Origin of the sequence: Pseudomonas sp. SID14000 (assembly GCF_002165135.1) — a bacterium.
Lineage (GTDB): Bacteria > Pseudomonadota > Gammaproteobacteria > Pseudomonadales > Pseudomonadaceae > Aquipseudomonas.
On sequence record NZ_NFZQ01000011.1, the window covers coordinates 37,494 to 62,317 of the forward strand.

The 24,824-nt window shown below is 60.3% G+C and carries 17 protein-coding genes; 1 reads left to right on the forward strand and 16 read right to left on the reverse strand.

The genetic code is table 11. The features are described 5' to 3' along the window. Nucleotides 1-189: 189 nt before the first annotated feature. Together CAY82_RS17370 and ppsA are read right to left on the reverse strand one after the other, a co-directional pair. A complete protein-coding gene (locus CAY82_RS17370) occupies nucleotides 190-1,182 on the reverse strand; it encodes an alpha/beta fold hydrolase (RefSeq protein ID WP_256576300.1) in 993 nt (330 codons plus the stop codon). Nucleotides 1,183-1,284: 102 nt separating this feature from the next. Then, on the reverse strand, nucleotides 1,285-3,660 hold the full coding sequence (gene ppsA / locus CAY82_RS17375) for a phosphoenolpyruvate synthase (protein WP_087502330.1): 2,376 nt from the start codon (nucleotides 3,658-3,660) through the stop codon (nucleotides 1,285-1,287). A gap of 245 nt (nucleotides 3,661-3,905) precedes the next feature. Between ppsA and CAY82_RS17380 the strand changes: the two genes are divergently transcribed. Continuing rightward, nucleotides 3,906-5,213, forward strand: coding sequence for a site-specific integrase (locus CAY82_RS17380; RefSeq protein WP_170931094.1), 1,308 nt, complete (start codon nucleotides 3,906-3,908; stop codon nucleotides 5,211-5,213). A gap of 112 nt (nucleotides 5,214-5,325) precedes the next feature. On the opposite strand, the gene terL is transcribed toward CAY82_RS17380, so the two are convergent. The 14 genes from terL to CAY82_RS17450 all read right to left on the reverse strand — a co-directional run bounded on the left by terL (nucleotide 5,326) and on the right by CAY82_RS17450 (nucleotide 24,824). After that, nucleotides 5,326-7,062 carry a phage terminase large subunit gene (terL, locus tag CAY82_RS17385; protein ID WP_087502332.1) on the reverse strand — a complete coding sequence of 579 codons (1,737 nt, stop codon included), beginning with the start codon at nucleotides 7,060-7,062 and terminating at the stop codon, nucleotides 5,326-5,328. Between the two features lie 65 nt (nucleotides 7,063-7,127). Next, on the reverse strand, nucleotides 7,128-7,358 hold the full coding sequence (locus tag CAY82_RS27280) for an Rz1-like spanin outer membrane subunit (protein ID WP_368681557.1): 231 nt from the start codon (nucleotides 7,356-7,358) through the stop codon (nucleotides 7,128-7,130). A 180-nt stretch (nucleotides 7,359-7,538) separates the two neighbouring features. Continuing rightward, on the reverse strand, nucleotides 7,539-7,784 hold the full coding sequence (locus CAY82_RS17395) for a DNA packaging protein (protein ID WP_087502334.1): 246 nt from the start codon (nucleotides 7,782-7,784) through the stop codon (nucleotides 7,539-7,541). Nucleotide 7,785: 1 nt separating this feature from the next. Then, complete coding sequence (locus CAY82_RS17400) at nucleotides 7,786-7,986, reverse strand: type II holin (protein WP_087502335.1); 201 nt, start codon at nucleotides 7,984-7,986, stop codon at nucleotides 7,786-7,788. 11 nt (nucleotides 7,987-7,997) lie between these two features. Continuing rightward, nucleotides 7,998-10,511: a phage tail fiber protein gene (locus CAY82_RS17405; RefSeq protein ID WP_087502336.1), complete on the reverse strand. Its 2,514-nt coding sequence runs from the start codon at nucleotides 10,509-10,511 to the stop codon at nucleotides 7,998-8,000. Between the two features lie 66 nt (nucleotides 10,512-10,577). Then, nucleotides 10,578-14,768, reverse strand: a complete 4,191-nt coding sequence (locus tag CAY82_RS17410; RefSeq protein WP_087502337.1) for a transglycosylase SLT domain-containing protein — start codon at nucleotides 14,766-14,768, stop codon at nucleotides 10,578-10,580. A 12-nt stretch (nucleotides 14,769-14,780) separates the two neighbouring features. Next, on the reverse strand, nucleotides 14,781-17,024 hold the full coding sequence (locus CAY82_RS17415) for a hypothetical protein (RefSeq protein WP_087502338.1): 2,244 nt from the start codon (nucleotides 17,022-17,024) through the stop codon (nucleotides 14,781-14,783). Nucleotides 17,025-17,033: 9 nt separating this feature from the next. Beyond that, a complete protein-coding gene (locus tag CAY82_RS17420) occupies nucleotides 17,034-17,579 on the reverse strand; it encodes a hypothetical protein (protein ID WP_087502339.1) in 546 nt (181 codons plus the stop codon). Nucleotides 17,580-17,588: 9 nt separating this feature from the next. Beyond that, the gene (locus CAY82_RS17425; RefSeq protein WP_087502340.1) at nucleotides 17,589-18,032 is read right to left on the reverse strand and encodes a phage protein Gp13 family protein; all 444 of its coding nucleotides are present in this window, start codon (nucleotides 18,030-18,032) and stop codon (nucleotides 17,589-17,591) included. Nucleotides 18,033-18,048: 16 nt separating this feature from the next. Continuing rightward, the gene (locus tag CAY82_RS17430; protein ID WP_087502341.1) at nucleotides 18,049-20,406 is read right to left on the reverse strand and encodes a hypothetical protein; all 2,358 of its coding nucleotides are present in this window, start codon (nucleotides 20,404-20,406) and stop codon (nucleotides 18,049-18,051) included. A 9-nt stretch (nucleotides 20,407-20,415) separates the two neighbouring features. Continuing rightward, nucleotides 20,416-21,009, reverse strand: coding sequence for a phage tail protein (locus tag CAY82_RS17435; protein ID WP_087502342.1), 594 nt, complete (start codon nucleotides 21,007-21,009; stop codon nucleotides 20,416-20,418). A gap of 75 nt (nucleotides 21,010-21,084) precedes the next feature. Beyond that, nucleotides 21,085-22,092 carry a phage capsid protein gene (locus CAY82_RS17440; RefSeq protein WP_087502343.1) on the reverse strand — a complete coding sequence of 336 codons (1,008 nt, stop codon included), beginning with the start codon at nucleotides 22,090-22,092 and terminating at the stop codon, nucleotides 21,085-21,087. A gap of 128 nt (nucleotides 22,093-22,220) precedes the next feature. Next, on the reverse strand, nucleotides 22,221-23,153 hold the full coding sequence (locus CAY82_RS17445; protein ID WP_218190833.1) for a hypothetical protein: 933 nt from the start codon (nucleotides 23,151-23,153) through the stop codon (nucleotides 22,221-22,223). Between the two features lie 60 nt (nucleotides 23,154-23,213). Further along, complete coding sequence (locus tag CAY82_RS17450; protein ID WP_087502344.1) at nucleotides 23,214-24,824, reverse strand: portal protein; 1,611 nt, start codon at nucleotides 24,822-24,824, stop codon at nucleotides 23,214-23,216.

Here is a 24,824-nt window from a genome sequence, read left to right on the forward strand (position 1 = left end):
GGTATCGCCCAAGGCTACACCGTAGAGCCCATTGCAGTCATCCGGGACCAGGCAGTCAGTTGTGTTTTGCCTGTACCGGCCTCTTCGCGGGTAAACCCGCTCCCACAGAGTCCTCACTGCACTCGAACCCGGTGGAGTTCCTGTGGGAGCGGGTTTACCCGCGAAGAGGCCAGCACAGGCGCAACCCATTCAACCGACGGGCACAGGCTCCGCCACCACCGTGGATGCATGCACCGGCACCAGCGGGTCACGCAGCCAACGCTCCACCAGCGGCCACACCTGCACCTGCGCGGCCTTGCTCACCAGCATGTCGACATGCCCGAACGCCTCGAACCCTTCCTCGGGGCCCAACCGCAGAAACTGCTTTCGCTCGCCGCCCAACTGCTCGAACAGCTTGCGGCAGGCCCAAACCGGGTCCTGGAAGTCCCCTGCACCGGCCACCGCCAGCAGCGGCACGTCAACCTCGGCCAGCCCGGCCCACCAGTCGCCCTGCTTGTCGCCAAAGCGCCCGAACAGGCCATGCCAGCGCATGCTTTCCAGGGCCAGGCCGATCGGTTCATCCTCCGGCCCGCGCTTGAAACGCGGCCCGGAAATCTGCCCCCAGCGCTTGAGCAGCAGCTTCGCCCCCCAGGCCAGCGGCGGCACCTTCAGCGGCCAGTACACACGGCTGACCTGGGTGCCGAACAGCGCCACGCTGGCCACCTGCCCGGCAGCCAGATAACCACCGCCCAGCGCTGCCGCCAGGGTCGTCCCCCCCAGGGAATGGCCGATCCAGTGCGGCGCCTGGCCCGATTGCTCGTGCACGAACGCGGCAATCAGCGGCAGGTCATCACGGGCATACACGGCAACGCTGTTGTGCTTCCAGTCATGATTGCGCGGCGACAGCCCGTGGCCGCGCATTTCCGGGATCCACACATCGAACCCGGCGCGCGCGAGATAGGCCCCCAGGCCAACCCCTTTGGGCGAATACCAGAAGCGCCGGTTGGAGAAGCTGCCGTGCAGGAGAATGACCGGCACACCCTGGGCCTGGCCCTGATCAGCCAGTCCCAGGCGGGTGACAGCCAGCTCGACGCTGGGGTCAGGGCCGTTGCCGGCCTTGATCCGGTACACGTCTTCGCTGAGGTCGCCGCGGCGTTCGGCACTGAGCAGGGCCACGGGGAATAGAGTGCTGCTGCTTTGCATAAGGTTGCTTGGTGCACAAAAAAGGGCGGGATCCATTGCTGGAGCTCGCCCTGGAAATAACCAGGCGGAGGTACGCCAGACGTACCCCCGCATTTTACTGCATCAGACCGCGCCCTGGCCTTCGGCCAGGTAGAACCAGGTTTCGAGCACCGAGTCCGGGTTCAGCGACACGCTGTCGATGCCCTGCTCCATCAGCCACTTGGCCAGGTCAGGATGGTCCGATGGCCCCTGGCCGCAGATGCCGATGTACTTGCCAGCCTTGTTGCACGCGGCAATGGCGTTGGCCAACAGCTTCTTCACCGCCGGGTTACGCTCGTCGAACAGGTGGGCAATGATGCCCGAGTCACGGTCCAGGCCCAGGGTCAGCTGAGTCAGGTCGTTGGAGCCGATCGAGAATCCGTCGAAGTATTCCAGGAATTCTTCGGCGAGGATGGCGTTGGACGGCAGTTCGCACATCATGATTACGCGCAGGCCGTTGTCGCCGCGGGCCAGGCCGTTTTCGGCGAGCAGGTCGACGACCTGGCTGGCTTCGCCCAGGGTACGCACGAACGGCACCATGATCTCGACGTTGGTCAGGCCCATCTCGTTGCGCACGCGCTTCAGGGCACGGCACTCGAGCTCGAAGCAGTCACGGAACGATTCGCTGATGTAACGCGAAGCACCACGGAAGCCCAGCATCGGGTTTTCTTCTTCCGGCTCGTACAGCTTGCCGCCGATCAGGTTGGCGTACTCGTTGGACTTGAAGTCCGACAGGCGCACGATGACCTTTTTCGGGTAGAAGGCCGCAGCCAGGGTGCTGATGCCCTCGACCAGCTTCTCGACATAGAAGCCTACCGGGTCGTTGTAGCCGGCGATGCGCTTGTCGACGCTGTCTTTCAGGTCGGCTGGCAGGCCGGCGTAGTTCAGCAGTGCCTTGGGGTGCACGCCGATCATGCGGTTGATGATGAACTCCAGGCGCGCCAGGCCGACACCTGCGTTGGGCAACTGGGCGAAATCGAAGGCGCGGTCCGGGTTGCCGACGTTCATCATGATCTTGAACGGCAGGTCGGGCATGGCGTCGACCGAGTTCTGCTTGACGTCAAAGCCCAGCTCGCCCTCGAAGATGAAGCCGGTGTCGCCTTCGGCACAGGACACGGTCACACCCTGGCCGTCTTTGAGTACCTGGGTGGCATTGCCGCAACCGACCACGGCCGGAATGCCCAGCTCACGGGCGATGATCGCCGCGTGGCAGGTACGCCCGCCACGGTTGGTGACGATGGCGCTGGCGCGCTTCATCACCGGTTCCCAGTCCGGGTCGGTCATGTCGGAGACCAGCACATCACCTGGCTGGACCTTGTCCATTTCCGATACGTCGTTGATCACGCGGACCTTGCCGGCGCCAATGCGCTGGCCAATGGCACGGCCTTCGACCAGTACGGTGCCCTTCTCTTTGAGCAGGTAGCGTTCCATGACGTTGGCGCTGGAGCGGCTCTTCACCGTCTCGGGGCGCGCCTGGACGATGTACAGCTTGCCGTCGTCACCGTCCTTGGCCCACTCGATGTCCATCGGGCGCTGGTAGTGCTGCTCGATGATCATGGCCTGCTTGGCCAGCTCACTGACCTCGGCATCGGTCAGGCAGAAGCGCGCGCGCTCGGCGCGGTCCACTTCGACGGTCTTGACCGAACGGCCGGCCTTGGCTTCTTCGCCGTAGACCATCTTGATCGCCTTGCTGCCCAGGTTGCGGCGCAGGATGGCCGGGCGGCCGGCCTGCAAGGTGTTCTTGTGCACGTAGAATTCGTCAGGGTTGACCGCACCCTGCACCACGGTTTCGCCCAGGCCGTAGGCGCCGGTGATGAACACTACGTCGCGGAAGCCCGACTCGGTGTCGAGGGTGAACATGACGCCTGCAGTGCCGGTTTCGGAACGGACCATGCGCTGCACGCCGGCGGACAGGGCCACCAGCTTGTGGTCGAAGCCCTGGTGCACGCGGTAGGCAATGGCACGGTCGTTGAACAGCGAGGCGAACACTTCCTTGGCCGCGCGGATCACGTTGTCGACACCACGGATGTTGAGGAAGGTTTCCTGCTGGCCGGCGAACGAGGCGTCCGGCAGGTCTTCGGCAGTGGCCGAGGAACGTACGGCAACGGCCATGTTCTCGTTGCCGGCGGCCATTTCGGCGAAGGCCGCACGGATTTCGCTATCAAGACGCGGCGGGAAGTCGGCTTCCATGACCCACTGGCGAATCTGCGCACCGGTCTTGGTCAGGGCATTGATGTCATCGACATCGAGTGCATCGAGCGCGGCATGGATACGGTCGTTGAGACCACTCTGTTCGAGAAAATCGCGGTACGCCTGCGCCGTAGTGGCAAAGCCGCCCGGCACCGATACACCAGCACCTGCAAGGTTGCTGATCATCTCGCCCAGGGATGCGTTCTTGCCCCCCACATGCTCCACATCATGGACGCCGAGCTTTTCGAGGGAAACTACGTACTCTACCAAGGTGAACCCTCCGGTTACTGAGCGCAAACCCTTGTATCTGTTGGAGGTCTGCGCTGATGAGTCTGTTAGTAAACGATGCCGATGTTAAGATGGTGTTAGAAAACTGTCACCAGGTCTTATGCCCTCTGGCGTCCCCGTGGGTATACCGCCGAGCGGGAGGAGTCTACTACCTTCGCCTGCGTCCTGCAGGAGTCTCTAAGCAGACTTTGACGATTTCACTACGTACACGCCACCGAGAAACTGCAATGCGCTACAGCCGCCGAATCGAGGCCGCCCTCAAAGTGTTCCATTTAGAGCACGCTGAAGACACATGGGAGACCCTGGTAGTTCCTCTTCGGGAGCTGGCAGAAAGCCTCCTTTGGCAGCTTGTTTCCAGTGACGACAGGACCGCAATTAGCCTGGAATACTCTGAATTGCTGGAGGATCTCCAGATGATTCAGGAAGGTAGTCCAATGACCGTTGATCGTGTCAAGGCTATTAAAACCGGTGTCCGCATCGTCATGGCTGCCCAGGAACGACTCCACAGGGGTGACCCTACGCCACTCGCGAACATCATCGAGGAGCTCCAGGCCCAGGAGAATCCAAAGGCACCAGTGAGTGCCCCTGCAGCCCAGCCTCAAGAAACCCAGGAAGGTGTTCCGGATGTTGTCACTGTGTCCCTTCTGGGTGTCCTCTACCTGGAGGAGCAATCGGACCAGCTCGCTCCGGCATCCATCAGGGATATGAAGTCCGCCTTCAAGACCCTGGCAGAGGCCCTCACGGATCCCTCGACAGGCAAGGAGCTAAACCTCAAGACCCACACCCGTGCGGATATGGTGAAGCTCAAGGCGCGCCTCCAGGACGGCCGCAAGCCTCTCACGGTCAACAAGTTGCTCACCCGATTGGGGACCCTTCTCACTTGGGCAGAGAACAACAGCTACATTGAGAAGGCTTTCAACAAGGGCCTGAAGATCAGCAAAGGCGCAGAGAGCGGCCGGAAGGCGTTCACAGAGGCGCAGTTGGCTACCTTGATGAAGGCTATGGGAGAGCTACCGGTGTCCTCGTGGAAGCGCTGGGCGATGTCCCTCGGGGCTATCACTGGGGCGCGTATCGGTGAGATTTATCAGTTGACCAAAGCGGATGTCCGCAGGATTGGCGATGAATGGGTCATTGACCTGAATACCAACGAAGACAAGACCCTCAAGAATAAACACTCGGAGCGTGTGGTCCCTCTCACGGACGGAGCCCTCGGGTTTGACCTCAAGGCATTCCTTGAGTACGTGAAGGTCCTCGAAGGGGACAAGCTCTTTGACCGTGTGGCCCACAACTTCACCAGGGTTCTCAATGAGACCTTGAGGGATGTCCTGCAGCATGACTCCGGCGAAGGCTTGACGTACCACTCCCTTCGCCACTCCCTGGCCGGCTTAATGAAGCACCACGCTATTCAGGTGAGCATCGTCCAGTCCATCCTGGGCCACAGTTCACAAACCATCACCTTCGATCTCTACGGTGGGGACTCTCGCCTGGGTGTCGGTAAGATGGCAGAGGCGCTCAAGGTCTCCTTCGGTGTATGACGTTGTAGTGAGGGTTTAAAACGGAGGAACCTGAGAGAATCTCTAAGAGTGTCTCTCAGGGATCCCCCCCTCCCCCTAATAGTGAGGGGTTTTGAGCCCCTCTTGACAGGCTTTAAAAGATGTAGTTGGAACCTCCCCCTTCATCCTCCCATGTGATGGTAACGTCCCCTCCCAGGCTCAGGACCAGACGATCCTCATAGCCGGCCAGGTCGTTCTCCATGTGCTTCTCCAGGAATTCCTGAAGCATCTCCTCGGATCCCTTGCCAGAATCCTTCTCCATGCTCTCCACGAAGAACTGGACGCCAATCGCCAGGGCATCGAGGCGGTCGTCATGCTTGAGTGCTCCTCGGTCACGGGTGAGCCTCGTGAGCTGGTACAAGCCGCAATAGGAAAGGTCAAAGTTGCCCTCGTGGTTCTTAGCGGTCCGATAGTCCTCCTCCACAACGGCCTCATTGAGGACCAGCTTGTGGGACCCCATCACAGGCTCCAGAACGTCCGCAATGCGTTGTTCCTTCTGGCCCTTGGACTTCACCTCGGTGATAGTGCATGGGTGGATCCTGGCCATCACAGGGCCGAACAGCTTCAGATACATACCGTCACCGAAGTTACCCTCAATGACTACCTCGTTGACCTTCCACTTCTTCCCGATCCGTGCCAGGGCTTCCAGGGTGGAGTCCTCATAACCGCCCCGGTAACCACCCCACTCCATCAGGAAGAGGTAGCCATTGAGCTGATAGAGAACCGCATAGCCCGTCTCGTCCTTGCCGCGCCCCGAGGGGTCCAGCACCAGGATCTTGCTCTGGTACTCGGCAATCGAACTGTCCACACTCTGATAGCGGTGGAAGCGGTCGCCGGATAGGCCCACGTTGGGAAGCGTAGGGATCTCGTTCGCATTGTTTGGGAGCCATTGGAAGCTCAGGGGTGCCCTTTCCGTCTCCAGGGCCGCCACGATGAAATCTCGCAGCCTCAGAGGGTAACGCTGGGCATCCGAGAGGTTCGGATTGAGCATGAACTGGAGGGCGAAGCCACCGGCACCATAGGAGAGCTCACGCTCACGCAGGTCCTCGTCATCGAATCGAACGGGGTCCGTGGGCTTCCAATACACACCGTCCGGGTCCGCCATGAGCTCCGCCATGAGCATCGGAGCCAGGCGATGGCCATAGCTCTCCAGGTCCTTGGCGTCCTTCGGGTATCGAGCCGGCCAGATGGTGGTGGTGTAGCCACGCTTCTCCAGGAGGCGATAGAGCGTCATCTCGGTCTGAGGCGTGCCCAGGTAGATGATGGTGCCCTCAGGCTTCAGGATTGCGTCGAACTCCTTCACGAGCTCAGACAGGCGCTCACGGGCGAGCTGGGTGGCCGAGTTGTTCGGGACCTCCACGTCATCCGCGATTAGGATGTCCGCTCGGGAACCGGTGAGCTGCCCAGTGATGCCCACGGACTTCACCGATGGAGAGTGGTCGGGCGATGCCGGCCCCACGTCGAAGCTGATAGTAGAGTCCCGCTGGCCAGGCTTAGGCTTGAGCTCGTGGAGAAACGGAAGGAGGTCGATAATGCGCTTGATGAACACGGAGTTGGCATCCGCTCGTTCTTTGGACGCCGACACGATCATGAACTTTAGGTTGGGGTTCTTCCAGAGCATCCAGACAACGAATGCGCAGGTGATGAACGACTTCCCGATACCACGGAATGCCTGGAGGATGAATCGCCGGTTATCACCAGCGGCCAACTTCCTGGCCATATCAATTTGACACTTTGTGGGCTTGGGTAACTTCAGGGCCATCCAGAGGACGAAGAGGAATGCAACAAAGTTGTCCTTCATTCTCTGGAGGTTAAGAGCATCCTTGCTCATGGGCACCTCCTACTTGTCGGTTGTATTGTCTCCTTGAAGAACTCGAATCACGTCCTGAAGCGCTGTTACTTGCTCGTCAGCTTTTCGGGCTTGTCCAATAAGAAATTCAGAAGATCGGTCTGATAGCTCGGCTTTGCCATCAAGCTCGCGTCCACGGTCACCTGTGACTGCGGCGACTTTGGCGTCGGCAAGTTCGATCCGCAGCCTGTAACCAGCGTCATGCAGAGCACCGATAGTGCTGGCAGTAGTCGCAGAGCTTTCCGCCTGCTGCGCGACGTATCGCTGGGCAATCGCATAGATTTCTCCTTGCATCCCTTGGCGAACCTGGTCGGTTCTTTGGAATGCTGTTAGTTGGTCTTCGAGGGCTTCTTTGGTGGCGGCACTGTCCCGGTAGAGATATCCACTACCGAACGCCAGGGCCAGCAACAAAAAAGCCCCCACTACTTTCGCAATGAGGGCTTGAAGTACTTGCATGGTCAGTGCCTTACGAGTTCGTCTTCTGTGAGCTCCGGAACTTGGTCCAGGGCCGCAGCCAGTTCCCCGAGGAGGCCAGCATCCGGTTGCAGTCGCTGAATGGCGAACTTATGGCGCTCCAGGAGTTTCCCGATGGCGTTATAAAGCTGCGGGGTTCGCCTGTCGGGATCCCGAAGATCGGACAGCATGTTCCTGGCGGTATCTGTATCGAGAGCCTGGAGAAGTTGCAGTAACACGTCCTGAGGCATATCAACCTCCTTGTTGTGGTGTCGTGCGGACAGCCTTATAGACGGCCAGGCCGGTCATCACGAGGGAATAGAGGATTGCGGAGGCATAAAACCATTCGTTCATGGTCATGCCGAATATGAGGCGACTCGCAGCGTCTGCGGCAGCCGCCCCAGCAACGGGGGTCGCTTGGACCACACCGTTGTTGAAGTCGATCTGGATCATTAAGTCCCCCTTTAGGAGATGGTGGAGCCCTCTTTGTAGAGGAAGGCTTCGAGGTAAATTACCTGGATGGCGCTGTACTCCTCTCTACGAACAGTCTTGAGCTGGACAGCGTGGGCTGTATTGCCGGTCCCAATGGTGTGCCAACGGACGTTGTTGTAAACCTGAGTGCCCCCGTTTGCTTCGAGATACTTGGTGATGAAGACGCCCTTGCTCACACCGTCCACGAACAGCTCATAGTCAGAGATGTTGTTATCGAGGGAGGAGAACACGAGGCCGAACTCATTGCCTGTTACGTTGAAGCTAATCGTTACCGCAGTCCCTACGTTGGTTCGCAATAGGCGTTGAACGCCCAGGTATGCGTTGAGCGATTCCCTGTCGATGATCTGAGACCCAGCCTGCACTGTCGGAACGAACCTGGCGTCAAATGGGCTGATAGCAAACGTAGGCGTAGGAGCTGGTGGCGGCACCACGCTCGTATCAATGGACGACTCGATAGCTTTGATGATGTTCGAAGAAACCACGCTGTATCCCCACTGATTAGGGTGAAGTTGGTCCTTGGCGAACGCCAGGCGGTCCAGGCCCCGAAACACGTTGTAGTTGTCTACGAAGTCGATGGCGCGCTCTCTGGCAACCGTGAACAAGGCCGAACGGATGTCCGATTGATCCAAGTTGGCTGGAACCGGGTTCACCACCGGGATTGCCGGGTTGGAAGCCATCAGGATTGGGGTGGAGTAGAACGGAATGGAGTCCAGAAGAGCCCGGCATTCCTGCTGGATGAACGGGATGGTCTGAGGGCCACGGATGGTCCCCCTATCATTCGTCCCCAACTGGATGAATGTGAACAGGTCACCCGCATTGACGGCAACGGAGCCACTGAAGTTAATCCCAGACGGCGGCATGTTGTACACGCGGTAAGTGGACAGGGAGGATCCGTTGATGCCGTTGTTAGTCAGCCGGAGGGTCTTCGGGATAATCAGGGAGCTAATCCGGAGAACCTTCGATGGATCCCCACCAGCAACCAGCGGACGCACAGCGCGGATTGTCACAGTCCCGTTGTAAACCATTGGGAAGGTATGGGTGCGCGTGTGGTGGCCGCCCTCTACGAAGACAGTCCCGTTATCTGCAGGATCTCCGGCAGCGGTCGAGAAGCGGCCGATAGAGTTCCCGTTGACATAGATGATGTAGTCCGAGGCGTTCGCCGTGATGCAGCCCAAGAGCAACCGGAAGCAATTCCCGGTGAACTTGAAGGAAATCTCCCCGTAGGCGTTATCTCCTTGAGTGGTGTTCTGGTTGGTAATCAGTACCCTCCACTTACCAGGCAGTCCACTTGCTACGTCGTTTGTGATCGAGATTGGAGCCCCAACCACCCGATGTGCGAACTCGGGACCCAGTGGCAGGATGTGGATGTCCTTGGTGGCTGTGACGATGGCGTCCCCATAGGGACTGAGGGGCCAAGGCGCGGTTGTGATCGTCGCGCCTGGGAGGTACTCCTCAATCAAGTAGCGCCGCAGATTGTTCACATAGGAGTTCGTCCCGAACCAGTCGCGGGGGTCCTTCAGTGTCCCATTACGTGGATCCGTGATAGCCATTTCTGGCTGGTTACCGGAGCCCCAGGTTATCGAGTCGCCAATCCAGACGACACCCACGAACTGGGTCAGGATGTTGGTAAGGGCTGCCTTGAGGCGATTGAGCCCCCCACCGAAAGGCGTAAAGCAGGCTGGACGACTTAAAACAGAATCGCCCTCGAAGGCTATCCGCGTGAAGTCGTTCGGCACTCCGGAGAGCTTCCAAGAACCGTGAATGTAGACGTTCTTCCGTGGAATCGAGTCCACTTTGAAAATGGCGCCACCCAAGTCCACCGTGCGCCCAACAAACTCCGCCTCAAACTTGGCGAAGGCTGCGGAGTCATTCACTACCCCGTCCGCCACCGCCCCATACTTAGGGTTAAGTGGGTTCAGCCTGTCGCCAATCGTTGCAGCCGCAGCCGCAGCACTTGCCGCAGCCCTTTGGGCACTTGCCGCAGCCTGAGAGGCGGACACGGCTACTGCCGACTCAGCCGCTGTAAGTTGGTTCTTATTGACGGCATCAGTGCCATCCACTCCAGGGGCCACATTGACAATTCGGCGGTTCTTCGCGTTCGTGGTGTTATCGCCGTTAACACTGACAACGTAATCGGCCAAGTCCCGTGCTTCCTCGGCAATATGAATCGCCTGGATCTGGGAGGTATTGAGGTCGGAAGCCCGCAGGAGCGAGCCCTCGGTGAAGTCCACGATTCGATCGGTGGCTGAAGTGACGCGGCGGACCTCTATGGAGGTGTATCCGTCGCTGCCACCACGGACGATGGTGGTCTTCAGGAGCGTGGGGGAAACGAAGCGATAGTCAGTTGTAACGGCCAGGACCTTCCTGGACGTGGGGCCTATCAGGGTAATCTGGACGAAACGTCTCGCCAGGTACTCGAAAGAGATGGGGAACTCCGTCCGCGTCCCGTCCAAGGGGTACGTGTAGACGGTCAAAGTTTGAGCCATAGGTCGGCCTCCATGCGTGTGGAAAGAGAGGCCCGGCGTCCTGCCAGGCCCTAATAGTGAGGGGATCTATCGGGTCGCCCGGACGCCGCTGTCCTGAGCCATACGCATCATCACGTTCTGGGTCATAGGGTCATTCGGTACGAAGAAGCGGAGGGCATTCCACAGGGCTGTACGGTGCCCTTGAACGTCATCGCCACGTTTATCTGCGGCGACGTGAGCGGCCGAGTAGAACCCCATGCCGGCGTTGGCCAGCACCCCAGCGGCGGGGATCTGGTCGAGCGTGTTAGAGATAACGTCCTGGACCCCATTGGAGTGCAGCGGGGCCACCCCAGCCATAGGCGCACCTTCGGCCCGCTTGGGGCTTGGCTCCCGTGGGAGGATCGAGGTCCGCGCTGCAGTAGCCCAGTCGTACCCCAAAGGCCCACCCACTACGCTCGCCACACCAGCAGGAGCGCCGATGTGGGAGCTCCGGGAGATTGCCGCGTAGGACAGCATTGGGAGACTAAAAGCCTTGTCCAGGTAGTCCTTGCGGGCTCGGTCTGGAAGTCCCAGAGCCTTGAGCTGCGCCGAGGCTGCATAGAGCATCGTGGCGAGACCCAGAGAGACCCCCACCTGCGCGGCCTGGTCGAGCGCCGCCCTGCTCCCGTTGCGGTGAGCCTCCCAGTAACCACGGACCATACGGCCGTTCACACTGCGGAGAACGAACATTTTGAACTGCATCGCCGCTCCCACCACAGGGCCGTACTGGACGGACGCCTGGGCGGAGACCTTGTGAGCCCGGAGGATGGTCTCATCGGCCACCCGGTCACCCAGGCGCCACAAGTCCATCGAGCGGACATCCTTGGCCAGCCCTTCCCGGTCGTTGAGGGACCACTTGCCCGAGGAGTCCCGTGTGAAGTGCTCACGAATCAGGTCGGAGATCCCCTGGAATTGCTCCTTGGAGATCGAGGCGGAGCGGAGGCGCTCTGAGGTGAACAGCGAGCTGGTCTTCCCATTGAGTACCTGGTTGGCCAAGTCCACCATCATCCCCTGCCGGCCAGCGTCCAGCAGAAGATTGGAGGACTCCTGCAGGAGCCAAGTGAACGGGTTGCGGACTGCGGCCTCCCCGGTGAACCACTTCACGTTACCCGCAAGGGTCGCCATGAAGCCCGAGGTGCGGTTGCGGAGGTTGTCCACGATGTCAGCCCTGGATGGGCGGATGAGGTCGTCCAGCTCCTTACCGAACAACAGGTCGTGCATCGCGGAGATATCCTCCGGCTTCAGGTGCGTCCCTGCGGTGGTCCACTCACGAAGCACAGGGACATCCTTCAGGAGCATTTTGAGGTGACCATTGACTGCCAACTTAGCCGCCTCCCCGAAGTTCTGGATGCCCATATAGGCGTTCTTCGTGGTGAACCCGATGTCGTTCAAGGCCCGGACGAAAGTCCCGAAGGCTGCGTCCGGATCTCGACGGGCTCGGCCTGTGAGGATCTTGAGGGCACCGTAGAGAGCCTGGGCGTCTTGCTTTTCGTCGCCTCGGGTTGCCGCCTGCTCAATAGCGATAGCCTGGTCCTTCAGCTCCTTGGTGGTTTTGCCAGTGGAAGCCATAAGGGCAACGTCACCGTTAGTCCTCCGGTCGTACTGAGGGACCAGGCGCATGATGTCGAACTCGCGCAGGTCATTGACTGCGAAGTCGTCACCGCTCGGGAGCTGAATGGACACGTCCGAATCAAAGAGCTGGCGAGCCTCCAGGTAGGCGTTGTTCTCCAGACCTGTGAGTCCGTCCAGGTTCTCCTCGATCAACGAGCTGCGATTGAATTGCTCGCTGTGCGAGATTCCATAGGCTTTGTCATGGGCGTACTTCTCCACGAGCTCCTGCAGAATCTTCGCCTCCACCTGAGGATCCACCTTTGGGGCTACCTTCTTCTGCCCCTTGGTTCCTCTCGGTGGCTTCGGGGCAATGGCAGCCAGGCGGGCCTGAAGGGCTTCCTGAAGCATGTCGTCCACTCGTGCCTTAACAGCCGGCCGTTTCATGTAGCTGGCCAGCCAGGAGCGCTTGATGGCTTCCTGCAGACCGTCCCTGCCGAGTTCCCGAATGTATCCCTGCTTGGCAGCCGTGGAGTATCGGTTGGGGTAGTAGGAGTTGGTGTGTCGAGTGTTCTGTAGGAGTGGCTTGGCGTCGAGGCGGCCGAACTGCCCCGGATTGACCAGGCGGTCCAGCTTCTCTCCCAGGTGTTCCTGAAGAGCACCCACCATCTTCACCTCACCAGGGGTAAGACCTACGGTGTCCCCTCGCTCCAGCGCTTCCACGATTCGGCGGGATGCCATCTCCTGTCGGCCTGCCTGAGTCAGTGGTTGGGCTTTCCAGTAGGGATCCGCGTGGATCTCATCGAAGAGCGTCTGGAATCCCCGGTACGCCTTGTTGTCCTGCGCATGGAAGCGCTGGTGGAGGTCCGAGGCTGTAACCCCAAACTTCCCGTTGGAACCGTTGGTGTAGCCCGTGGGAGACCGGAAGAGGTCATTAGCCAGCGTCCGGAGCTCGTCATTCGTGGACCGACCCAGTACCAGGCCAATCTCGGACATCCCACCGAAGCGGACGCCCAGGTTGGCCTTGGTGTCGTATGGGTCCAGCTCATCGAAGTCTCGGATGGTCCGAGGGTTCAACGGAGAGCCGGCACTATGAATGGCACCATTGGCCGTCCGGGCTGCCCCTGGCTCGAATGGAACGTCCGTGAAGTCCACCGGGCCGTTCTCGAAGACCTCATCGCCATCACGGTGCGGCATGGCAGACGGGTCATCTTCGAGGCCAGCCTGGCGAGCCTTCTCGCGCACCAGGAGACGGGTAGCAGGTCCCGATACGTCCCCTTCTGGTCCCGGAAGGCTCAGTCTGCCCTCCAAGAGAGACACCGGCTGATACTCGCCTTCGATGGGGCCAGCCTCCAGCCCAGGACCTCGGGGGCTCTCAGGGGCCACCTCTGGACCCAGGAAGTCCCCTTCAAGAGGCTGGGGGCCACGGGAGGCTGCGGCAGGGCGAGCCCCAAGGAGGCCATTAAGGGCCGACCCAAAGGCTGCTCCCCCGAGGATAGCCATGCCAAGGTTCTCCTCCCGGCCGGCAACCTTGGCGTTGGTGTGCTCAGACAAGCCGCCCAGTGCTCCACCGGCAACAGCGCCGCCCACCAGGCGACTCCCAAGGCCGGCTGCAGCCCCACGCCCCGGACTCACCAGGGTCCAAGGGTCCCCCAACATCGCTGCAGCCCCGCCGATGAGCTGTGCTCCCATACCGGCAGTGGCCTGCTCCCGAAGCATCTTTTGGTTCTCCAGAGCAAGCTGGAGGTTCTCATCGAAGTTCTTCCGGTAGCCCCGCAGCACCACGTCATAGAAGGACGGGTCGAGCTGGCTGGAGCGGAGCTTGTTGTAATCCTCCTCTGTCCAATCACTCAGGCGTCCCATCTCGAACGGATCATTGAAGACATCCTTCATGCGGGTATAGGACTCGGTGAGGTCAAACTCTCCGTGGCCGATAGCTGCCCGGATGGCCATGCCCAGAGGTGAAGTCTGCAAGGATGCCTTCACGGACTCGCCGGTCTTCCCGAAGATACCTGGCTCGGTGTCATCGGCTCCGGTATCTGCCAGGAGCTTGGCGAATGGAGTGGCCACCTCCAAGCCTGGCCCTCCAGTCAATCCGGTAGCGGCCTGGACTGGCTCCACTGCGCCGGCCTTAGGTATCGGCTGCATGAAGTCAGGGGCCGCGTAGGAGGCGCTTCCGTCGCTGGTGGTTGCCTCAGGTCCACCCACGGGCTTTGCAAGAGACGCCAGGGCATCCGCTCGGGATCCCTTAGCAACGTCCGCCATCCGGGCCATGTACTTCAGGCCCTCCTCGGACACCTTGGAGAAATCCCCCTGGTCATACGCCTGGAGCTGGCCGCGCCCCACGGGACCGCCCCCTTGGTTGTACATGAGGAGCGCTTTGAGCTCATCACCACCAGACAGCTTCACGTTGTCTCGCATGTGTCGGGCTGCAGCGTCGATGGACTTGGCAGGGTTGAAGAAGTCAGCCTCTGTGACCAAGCCGTAGGCCCGTCCGGTGGCCTTGGTCATCTGCCCGATACCACGGGGGCCGGTGGGACTCTTAGCGGCCGGGTCGAAACGGGACTCCATGAAGAGCTGCTTGTGGAGTAACGGGTAGGACACTCCGTATTGGGCTGCGGCGGATTGGATAAGGTCGTCGTATGGGCCGCCAGATTGCTGGACTGCCGCGTATTCCTGGTTGAACTTCATGTAGCCTCCTTGTTAGTCGCGGAAGCCGAAAGCGCCCTCCAGTGTGCCAGTGGAGGGGTTAGCGCCGTTGAATGGCCGCTGGCTGCGTTCGTACTTCTCGATGTCGTATTCGTTGATCTTCCGGTCCTTCTCCAGGGCCTTCTCATCGCTGGCCTTACCGTTGATGTGCTTGAACTCATCACGGAGCATCTGGGTAGTGATCGGGGTGGCCATCTTCACGGCCCCGAGAGGGTCGGTAATGCGGAGACCACCTGGCACCTCCACGATGGAAAGGTCGTTTTGGTCGATCCAGGGGTATTGCTTGGAGATGGCCTTGAGGTGGGAATCCAGAATGTCCCGGCCTTGCTGCCAACTGGCGGCATTTCCTGGGTCCACCATGAGCGTCTGCTTGCGCACTACGCCGGTTGTCCTGGTGGAGGTCCCGAAGGTGACCGTGGACTTGTCCAGCCAGGAATTGACGACCTCTTTAGCCCTACGCTCGTCGCCTGTCCGGAAGAACTCCGAGTCGTACAGGTTGCGCGCAGCGGTCGAGAGGTTCCCCGGCATGTACGGGACGGAGCTATCAGACCCAGTTAGGAGCTCGTTCCACTTCTGGTCCGCCAGGTCTCGGGTCTCCTTCGAGGCGCCTCGTGATTTCCTGTCCCCGTCGATCATCACGTCCAGCCCCATGCCAGCGGAGGCCATGTTGGATGCGCGCTCAGCGAAAGCCGCCTGCTCCGGGTAGAGGGCCGCCAGGGTCGCAGGGTCAGCCTGGTAGAGCTGAATGAACTGGTTAACCTTGGCGGTGTTCTCGCTGGACAGCTCGGTGGAATCCGAAGTGACCAGGGCCTGATACTGGGAGGCAGCATCTTGGGCCACGCTCTTGAAGAGCTCCCGGAAAGGCCCGCCCTCAGTGTCAGCATTGAGGTAACTCAGCTTCAGGCGGGTCTTGCCGGCATCGTCAATATCCAGTGAGTCAATCTGCTGGAGCTTCTTGAACGCGAAGTTGGCCGCGTCCTCACTGGTGAACGTGCCGGTCTGGGTGTCCGTCTGGAAGGTCTTCCAGTCAGTGGAAACGATCCCTCCTTCCCTCTTCTGGTCGAAGCGGCTCTCGAAGATCCTCTGGCGGTTGTCGGACTGAGCCGCTTTGGTCATCTCCTTGGCTTGCTGGACCTGGAGTTGCTGCAGGTTGCCCAAGATCCTCTGGCGGGCTGCCAGGAGACCCTCGGACTCCTCCGTTACCGCATCGGTGCCCTGGACAGCCTTCAGACTGGTGGACATCCCATCCAGCATCTCCAGGCCCTTAAAGGGATCCGGGTGCATCGTTGCGTTCTGTAGGCCCTTGGTCCAGCCGTCCTTCAGTTCCCGGTTGCGGTCGAAGGTGGCCTTGGCGGACATAGCCTCCATTGCGGAGAGCTGGGCGTCCCCAATGACATCTCGCACCTTGACGGATTGGCCATAGAGATTGAGAGACTGGTCCCCGATGGTCTTAAAGAATCTGTCGGCACCTGGGCGGCTTGCGTTGTTCTGTAGGGCCTGCTGGAGGACACGGACGGCCATCCCTTCGTCCCCGATCTCGCCACTGGCAAGGCCCTGGTTGAGGTAGGCCGCCACATGTCCGGGACCAGCTTCGCCTTGAAGGACCTCTGGGTCATCCAAGAGAGACCCCAGGTCGGAGGCCGCTTGCATCGTGGCGTTCGCCTTGTAGCGCTCCGAGAGGTATCGAGCGTGTGTGTCGAACAGGGCAGCGTTGCGGTCGGTGATGTTGGTGTCGAAGCCCTGCTTGAAGAACTGGTCTTCAGGGTCGAGCCCGTTGTCCTCAGCGTATGCCTTGGCGGCATCATTTCGGCGGGTGTGTAGGTACTCCTGGAGATCGTCTGGGGTCTTGAACTTGTTCTGTCCGATCAACTCCTGGACCGAGGTGTCCACCTCATAGGCAGCGTTACGGCCGGTCTTGCGGGCCAGCGCTTGCATTGTGTCCGGGTCGTCCTGATACAGAAGGGTCCCGTTTGCTCGGGCCTCCCGGCGCTGCTCTGGGGTGAGCTTGCGGATGATCTCATCGGATCGAGAGTCCGCCAGTGCAGCATTGGTGGCCCGGTAGCCTACGTATGCCTTAGTGGCGTTCTTGGCGAAATCTGTTAGTGCCGACAAGGCGCTGGGGGAGATGCCGCCAGCTTTCACTGGGGTGGCCCGGTAGCCCAGGCGCCCAGTGTCCCGGAGGCGCTGGATACCAGCACTCTCCCGGTTCTGTACTGCTTCATTGATCGAATTGGCCATTGGCCCTCCTTATTTCTTAGGTGCATTCAAAGACTGACTCAGGGAGTAACCCGAGGCTGCAGCTCCGGCAGTGCTGGAAGCCACACCCAGGGCCTTCGATAGGTTGGAGGTCTTGATGACTGGCGCAGCGCCTCGGATTGCGGACTTGGTGTTCTCCACATTGCCCACTTGATTCGCGAAAATGGCCTGGTAGTCGCGCTGGTAGTTGGTGACTACGCTGTCCTTCTCCCTCTCGGTCTCCGCCTGGGTGACCCGCTGGATCCGGTCCATGGAGTTGCCAGATAGACCGGACTCCCCGATGGCTGCGGTGACCATCCCTCGGTTCTTCAGGGACTTCAGGTTGATCTCGGTGAGCTCCTGGTTGGCCTGCTCCCACTTGTCGCGGTTCTCCAGGGTTAGGTCAGCGTTGGCCATGTTCATCTGGCGGACCATCTCGATCTGAGATTTACGCTTGGCGTCTTCCGCCTGGCCCTCAGCCTTGGCCTGGTCGTGAGCGGAAGAGAGTCCACCCACGAGCGCCACGGCCGCCATAGTGATGCTTACTGGTTCACACATGGCGCCTCCTTAGAAATAGAACTGGCGGAACCTGGTGTCATCGTAGGCTCGCTTGTAGCCTCCCCAGGTAGCGCCCAGGGCATTGAGAAGCTTGATGTGCTTCTCGTTGGCCAGCGACACGATGTTGGTGTAGGCGTGTACATGGAGGTGCCCCGTCAGGGACTTGAGGTAGTCCCTCAGGATCCAGAACAAACGCAACTTGTCCCGAGCGCTCAGGGCCTCGGCGTGAGTCGTGTGGACAAACCAGATGCAGGTCCCTGGGGTGCCACCTACAGCGAGAACATTGCCCCGCTCGTCTGTGACGGCTTTGGCCGTTGGATCATTCGAGGATGCGGTGAGGACCTGGATGGGGCATCGACCAGGTTTAACTCGGTCCATTTCCTCCCGGTCACTCGGGGCCAGGTTGAGGGCTGCCTGGTACAGGTGCAGATAGTTCGCCTTGTGTAATCGCATAGAGCCTCCTTGCTCATCAGGTGCCGGAAGACCGGCGCAGGTAGTTGCCCTCCCAGCCGCAGCCGATGATGTTCACCGGGACCGGGTAGGAGGACGAAAGGGTTACTGTCTGATTCCGGGCGTTGCCGGCTACGGAGAAGCGGTGTTGGCCAGTGCCAAGGGAGGCATTGCCAAGTACGTGGGACCCGAGGTTCACCCCTGGCATCGTGTAGACGAACTCCGTGGATCCGTTGGAAACGGTCACGTCGAAAGCCCCAGAGCGCTCGTAGTTCACCCAAGCTCGGCGGAGCTGTAGGCGCCCTACGTCCTCCGTGACCGTGGTGCCATCCTGGGCGGTGTTCTTGATGAGGAACTTGGAGAACACATAGAGGAGCTCGTAGCTCAGCCCCAGGACGAACTGGCGGCCAGTGTGGTCCCCGTCCAGGTAAAGCTCCCCGTCCCCCGTCCAGCCACCCACTGGGCACTTGTGGAGCTTGTAAACCCCATCATCCCGGAGGGTGTAGAAGTCCCCTGAGGTCGGGAGGAAGCCATAGGCATCCCGGATCTTAATGGTGGACCGGAAGAGATCGTCGTTATACGAGCTGGCCACCACGGAAGCCTTCATATCCATGTAGGCACGGTAAGGCTCTGTAGGTACGTCCAGCGTTTCCCGTGTGAACTCCACGCGCTCCAGGGTGATACCGCCAGGGCGCCGGAGGACCATCCACATGAGCGACCCGATGCACTGGGCGGAGAGGACCTCCACACCGTCCCCAAGATCCCAATGGCTCCAGGACTGCTGCGCAAGGCGCTGGTCCACGTAGAGGAACTTGTAGATGAAGACACACTGCTTTGCCTGATCCGAGAGCACCGTGATGAAGTTCTCGGTGCCGGACCCATGGATAGCAAACACGGTGTTCGGGACGTAGTTCGGGACGTGCCCCGAGATATCCTCCGCGTCCTTCACGTCGCTCACGTCCTGGACCGCGTAGTAGCGCTTTACGGAACTGAAGGCCGCTCGTGGGCTCACGAAGTAAACGCCACGGCCAAGGCCGAAGGGGCGCGCATTGTCGCTCACGTCGAACTCGGTGGTGAGGTCGAGCTGGATGGTCTTCGAGGACAGAACGCCGTTAGCTGTCAGGACAAATTGGGCTTGGTCGCTCCAGAGTAGGAGTTGCTCCGAGTACGGGACCGCATACTTCAGGATGGACACCCGGTTATGGGAGATGGCGACGTCTATCGGATCGTCGTCCGAGAGAGCCGCCACGGAGGCCGGGAAGAAGTCGAAGTACTTCGCCGTGCGGCTCATGATGACGTTCTCACCACTCAGGAAGCCCAGGCGATTCCGGAAGAAGAAGACATCACTTATGGCTGCATCCAGGAAGGATGGCATTGGGTTTGTGGTGTCGTCGCCGGAGGTCCGCTTACCCCACTCCACCGGCTTCCAATCGAACTGCCCATCAGCCGCCCGGACGAGCGCGTGGGGCATGGTCGAGTCGTCCACACCCTGGATGATCCCTGGAGCTACGGTCTCCCGCCATACCAGGCCGGCAGCGTCATACTTGACCCAGTAGTTATCCTTACTCGCAGTATTCTCCCCGGTGATCTCCACCAGGTATCCATCCACACACTGGATAGGCAGCTTGGCGAAGGTTTGGACCTGGTAGATGAACGCAGAGATGAGCTGGTTGGCATAGCCGTCTGCCGTGGTGATCGAGGTGATGTCCACGGTGGAGGACACACAGACCCATCCGGGTCCGGAGGTGGCCGTGAAGCCTGGCTTGGTGTTGATCTGGGTGGCCAACTGCCCGGCGATATACTGGGCGTCCATCTGGGTGATGTGAGTGGCCACGGAGCCATCGGGCAATGCCAAGGTAGCCAACTGGATCCCGTTGATAGCGACGGTGAGGGTCCGGCCGTACTGGCCTCCGCGCACGTTGATGACAGCCCTTCGGCGGAGCGGGATGTAGCCTGGCTGGGTCGTGGAGGTGCCCAAGGCGACCTTCTTCGAGCGATTCACCACGAACGTATAGTCCGCCACGGTGACCATCCGGAGGTCCGTCCTTGGGTTGCTGCAGTTCGCGTACCCGTTATAACCACGCACCGTATAGGTGTTGCCCAGGAGATCCCGGACGGCAATCCCGGTCCCATCCAGGAAGACCAGGTATTGCTCCTGGGAATCCCGGTTGATGAGGTGGACGGCCGGGTTGTTCGCCCACTGGGAGGCTGGCCCCAGGTACTTGATGAACTTCGACGGGAAGCGCTTCTGGAGGCCCTCGGTTTCGGAGGACCACCCGTTGACCTGGATGGCGCCCTGGTCCTGATAACGCAGGATGTCCGGTTGCTGCGAGATGCCACCCTTGAGGTTCTTGATGGATTGCGAGATGAGACCCATATCGCCCTCCTATCGGCTCGTACGGCCGGAGGTCCACGAGTCCCCGTCCAGCATGTTGAAGGCGCCATAGTCCAGCTCGTATTCCTGGACAGCCGCCCAGGCCTCAGACTCCTCTTCCTGGAGGGTCGCTTCGATCTCAGCGGCCCCAAAGAACCGGATGTTGAAGCGACGGGCAGCCTTAGCGACGATGTAAGAGCGGAACGGGACGGGCATATCCGAGAAGGACCGCAGGCGAACCAGGTCTACAGTCACCGGATCCGTGAACTGGTCGGTCTTGGTAGCGCGGTCGTACAGGTAGCCCCCACGGTTACCGTAGGTCGTCTCAGAACCGGACACCCAGATAGCCAGGTAGTCACGGGCGTAGGGAATGAGCTGCGAGAAGGTGTCAGGAAGAAGCTCTACGCTCTCCTCTCGGTTGAAGGTCCACCCCTTGGCCTGTACCTCTCGGTTGACCTTGGTGAGGATCCGGCGAGCGTTCGCAACGTCCGCGTTGGTGCCATCCTCCAGGGTGTTCACTGGGGATTCACCGATAGCTGCCAGGATGTCATTCACAGCATCGAGCTCATCGGAGCTGTTGAGGTTGTCCTCGGTAAATTCGTTCATTGGCTCCTCCTTGAGTCAAAACGAAAAAACCCCTCAAGCCCCAGTTAGGGACCCGAGGGGTTCGATAGGTGTTGCTTAGCCGAAGACCAGAGCGCCTACGGCTTCCGGACGCAGGCCACCGTGACCCATGGCGTACTTGCCGATGATCTGGTCAGCCTGCAGGGAAGCACGGCGGTCACGCTCCAGGGCCATGTCGCGGAGCTTCACGGTGCCTACAGCGGTACGGTGGGACAGCAGACCCACTACGTTATCCAGAGCAACCGGAACGGTGGCCGAGGAGGTCGCAGGGAAGCCATGCTTCTGGTTGGCGCCGTCCATATCGTCACCGGCACCACCAGCGGTCAGGTGTGGGACCTCCAGGATCTCCCAGCCCATCACGTTGCGAATCGCACCGGTTTCCGGGTTGATGAGAGCTTGGTAGTTCGCAGCGTTCGGCATCAGAGCCGCCAGGACAGCCGAGTAGTACTCCGGCTTGGTGTAGAAGGTGCGGTCGCCGGTAGGCACGTACTTGGTGGTGAAGTCCGCACGAGCGGTGGTCAGAGCCTTGATGATCGCAGTACCCAGAGCCGCCTGGTCAGTCAGCGAGGCAGCCGAGCCGATCTTCTTGATCGACGGAGCGCCCAGGCCGGTAATGTTCTCGTTCTTCGCAACCGGGAGGTTGTTCAGGACGGCAATCTCAGCCAGCACAGCGCCGTCTGCAGCAACCGCCAGAGCTTCACCGATCTGGGTCGAGTACTCCGAACGCACGTCATAGTGGTTCATCGCATCCTCGATGTCGTAGATCAGCACGTCCGAGGCCAGCAGACCGTCAATCGGGATGATCTTCTCGGTGTGCTTGATCTCGCCGCGTTTGTCGTCCAGGCTCTCGCCGGCTTTCAAGTAGACGCCTTTGGTGCGACCCATGACTGGGAAGCTCGCGGACTTACCGTTTTGGATGGTGCGGACCATGTGACGGGTGACGACTACAGCGCGACGAGCGAAAGCCGCCAGGACTTCACCGCCGAAAATCTTCAGGAAGCCACCCAGTTTGTCAGTGCTTACCGAGCCTTTACCTTGATCCAAACCAATTTGTTGACCTGCCATGTTGTGATCTCCTTATGCAATCCCAGGATCCTTCCCGGGTGTTCCTTACGGGCACGGCAAACCCTTGGGATGTACCCAAAGGCTCGTCGTGTGTTCCTATTAGTGAGGGGTTTTGCTGGTCCTTCTGGTTAGAACGGAGAAGCCAGTAGACGGGCCTCCACCTGGCGGCGGAAGGCTTCATCCAGGCGGTACTCCTTGGAGTTCATTGCGTCGATCATCTCCTTGCGGGAGCCGAAAGGTTCCACCTTGGGAGCCTTCTGGGTGCCTTGGGGAGACGCCGGGGCTTTCGCCATGACGTTGCGCTCTGGGGCCTTACCGAGCTTCTTGGCTCGACTCTGGACACCCAGGTTGATGATCGAGCGGACAGTCACCAGGTCCTTGCGCTCCATGGCCGCTTCGAGGGCAGCCAGCGACTCGGGGGAGTTCGCTCGCATGTGACTCACGATGGCGTTGAACTTGTCTTGACCACCGGCATAGGAAACGATTGCAGCGGCGTACTTGTCAGCCAGGGCTTCCTGTCCCCGGATGAACGAGTCCACGAACGACTTCGAGTAACCAGCTTTCGCCAGGGCCTCATAGGTCGCATCGGACAGCTTGCCGTCACGCTCATATTCCACTTCAGCGTTCGCGGCGGCCTCTTCCGTGAGACCGTTCTTGATCGCCTGTTGACGCAGGGTGTCGAAGCCCTCCGCATACTCGTCCAGGCCTTGGATGGACTGCTTGAGCTCATCGGAGGGCTCGTCCAGTAGTTCCAACTCCTGGTCGTCTTTTGGACCGTCCTGGTCCTCTTCGCCGGCTTCCTTGTCGGCGTCTTGCTCACCCCCCTCTTCGCCTTCCGGCTTGTCCTTGGGTGCCTCTTCGCCAGTCACCTGGTCCAGAGTGATTTCGTCGTCCCCATCTCGGACGGAGACATCCAGCTTCAGCATGTTCTGCTCGTGCTCGGCCGGGTCGCTGGAGGAGATGATGGCGTTGTTGACACCGAAACTCGCGTAGACATCAGCGGAGCGGTAGAGGGCGCCGGCCAGGGTGGCCATCGAGAGGGACAGAATGCCAATTCGCATAGATACTCCTTAAGAATCATAGGGATGGGACACGGAGGTGTGTCCCTATTAGTGAGGGTTTTAAGCTCCCAGCGGAGCCGCCTGGAGCCCCATGGAATCCATAGCGCCTGCCATAGCGTCCGGGCTTGCGGTTGCCTGAGCGGCTGCGCCTGCGCCGATGCCTTGAGCACCTGCAGAGACGCCCTCCTGCATCGCAGTGGCTGCCATGGCCTTCGCCTTGTCCTGCTCGGTGAGGAGTAGGCCGGCAGTGTCCATGCCCAATGCGTTTGCAATACGGATCTTCAGATTGGCCACGTTGAGGTCCGGGTCCTGCACCTGGCTCAATGGCGCGATGAGGGAGACGAACTGGGTCAACTTGTCCAGGTCCTGGCCGCGCCCCAAGGCTTCCATGCCGGTGCTCACAGTTGGCTCGATGGCCTCCTGAGGCATATCCGGGATGAGCTGGGTGGCTTGCAACTGGACCATCAGGTTGCGGACGATTGGGAGCTGAAGCTCCTGGGAGAGGATCGAGTAGACACCGCCGAGGGTGTCCTCCAGCTCCTTGGCCACAAAGCGAATCTCCTCGGCCGTCACCCGTTCGCCCTGGCGTTGAACCGCCGAGTTGAGCATGAAGGCATAGGAGAGGCGCGCTTCGATCCCTTCGGCCACAGTCCGGGCAACGGTGAAGTCTGCGGTCTTGTCGAGCTGCAGGAACTCGATGTCCTGCTTACGGCCTGGCACGAAGTCGCCGGTCTGGGACTTGACCAGGCGGCGCACCTGGGTGATGCCGTTGGGGTTCACCAGGCCGACAATCTTCGAGGACACCATGGCGAACTTGACGATGGATTCCGTGAGGTTCTCCAGGGACTGAAGGTCCCCCAGGTACTCCTCACAGTGGGATCGGCCGTAGTTCTCGCCGTCCATCTTGACGTAGCGCACAGGAATCCACGGGCAGGCCGTCAGAGGGTACTGTCCATCAGAGCCGTCCACCTCCTCACCCTCGACCTCCTGATAGCTCAGGTATTGGTCGCCGGATTCGTCATCCAGGTAGACGTGGGTGTAGACCTGGACGAGCTCGTCGGGATCCTTCTCGCCTTCTATCGAGTTCCTCACGTCCTCCGGGAGGGCCGCATAGGCAACCTTGTCCACGGTGATGAGCTGTAGGATATTCCCGAAGGGATCCCGCTGGACCACGTAGTTGGAGAGCTTGTATAGCTTCGGTGGGTTGAACTTGTCGGCCTCTGGTGGGGCCAAGTAGAGCATCCCATTCCCGGCCACCAGGAGCTGCTTGATGAGCTCGAAGAGAGTCGGCCGGTAGCTGTTGGATTCCATGAAGGCCATCAGGATCCGCTCGACCATGGAAAGGCTCTGGTCGATCTGAGCGAGCTGGGCGCTGTCGGTGATGATTTCCTTGGCCTGGAACTCGCTTATGGTTAAGCGCATCCATGGGGCCAGCGGGAAGAGTGCCAGCATGAGCTTGGCGGCGATGTTGTTCAGACCTCGGGCACCGACCGATTGCCAGGGTGTGGTGTAGTCGGTGGAGGCGTTATCGGAAGACTTCGGGAACAGTGAGGGGATCGTCAGCTTCGCGCAGTTCTCGGCCCTGGTTTCGTAGGGGGCTCTGTCGTTAACCAGCTTGTCATAGGTCGCCTTGGCACCATTGGACCCGAAGCCTGTACGGGCTTCAGCCAT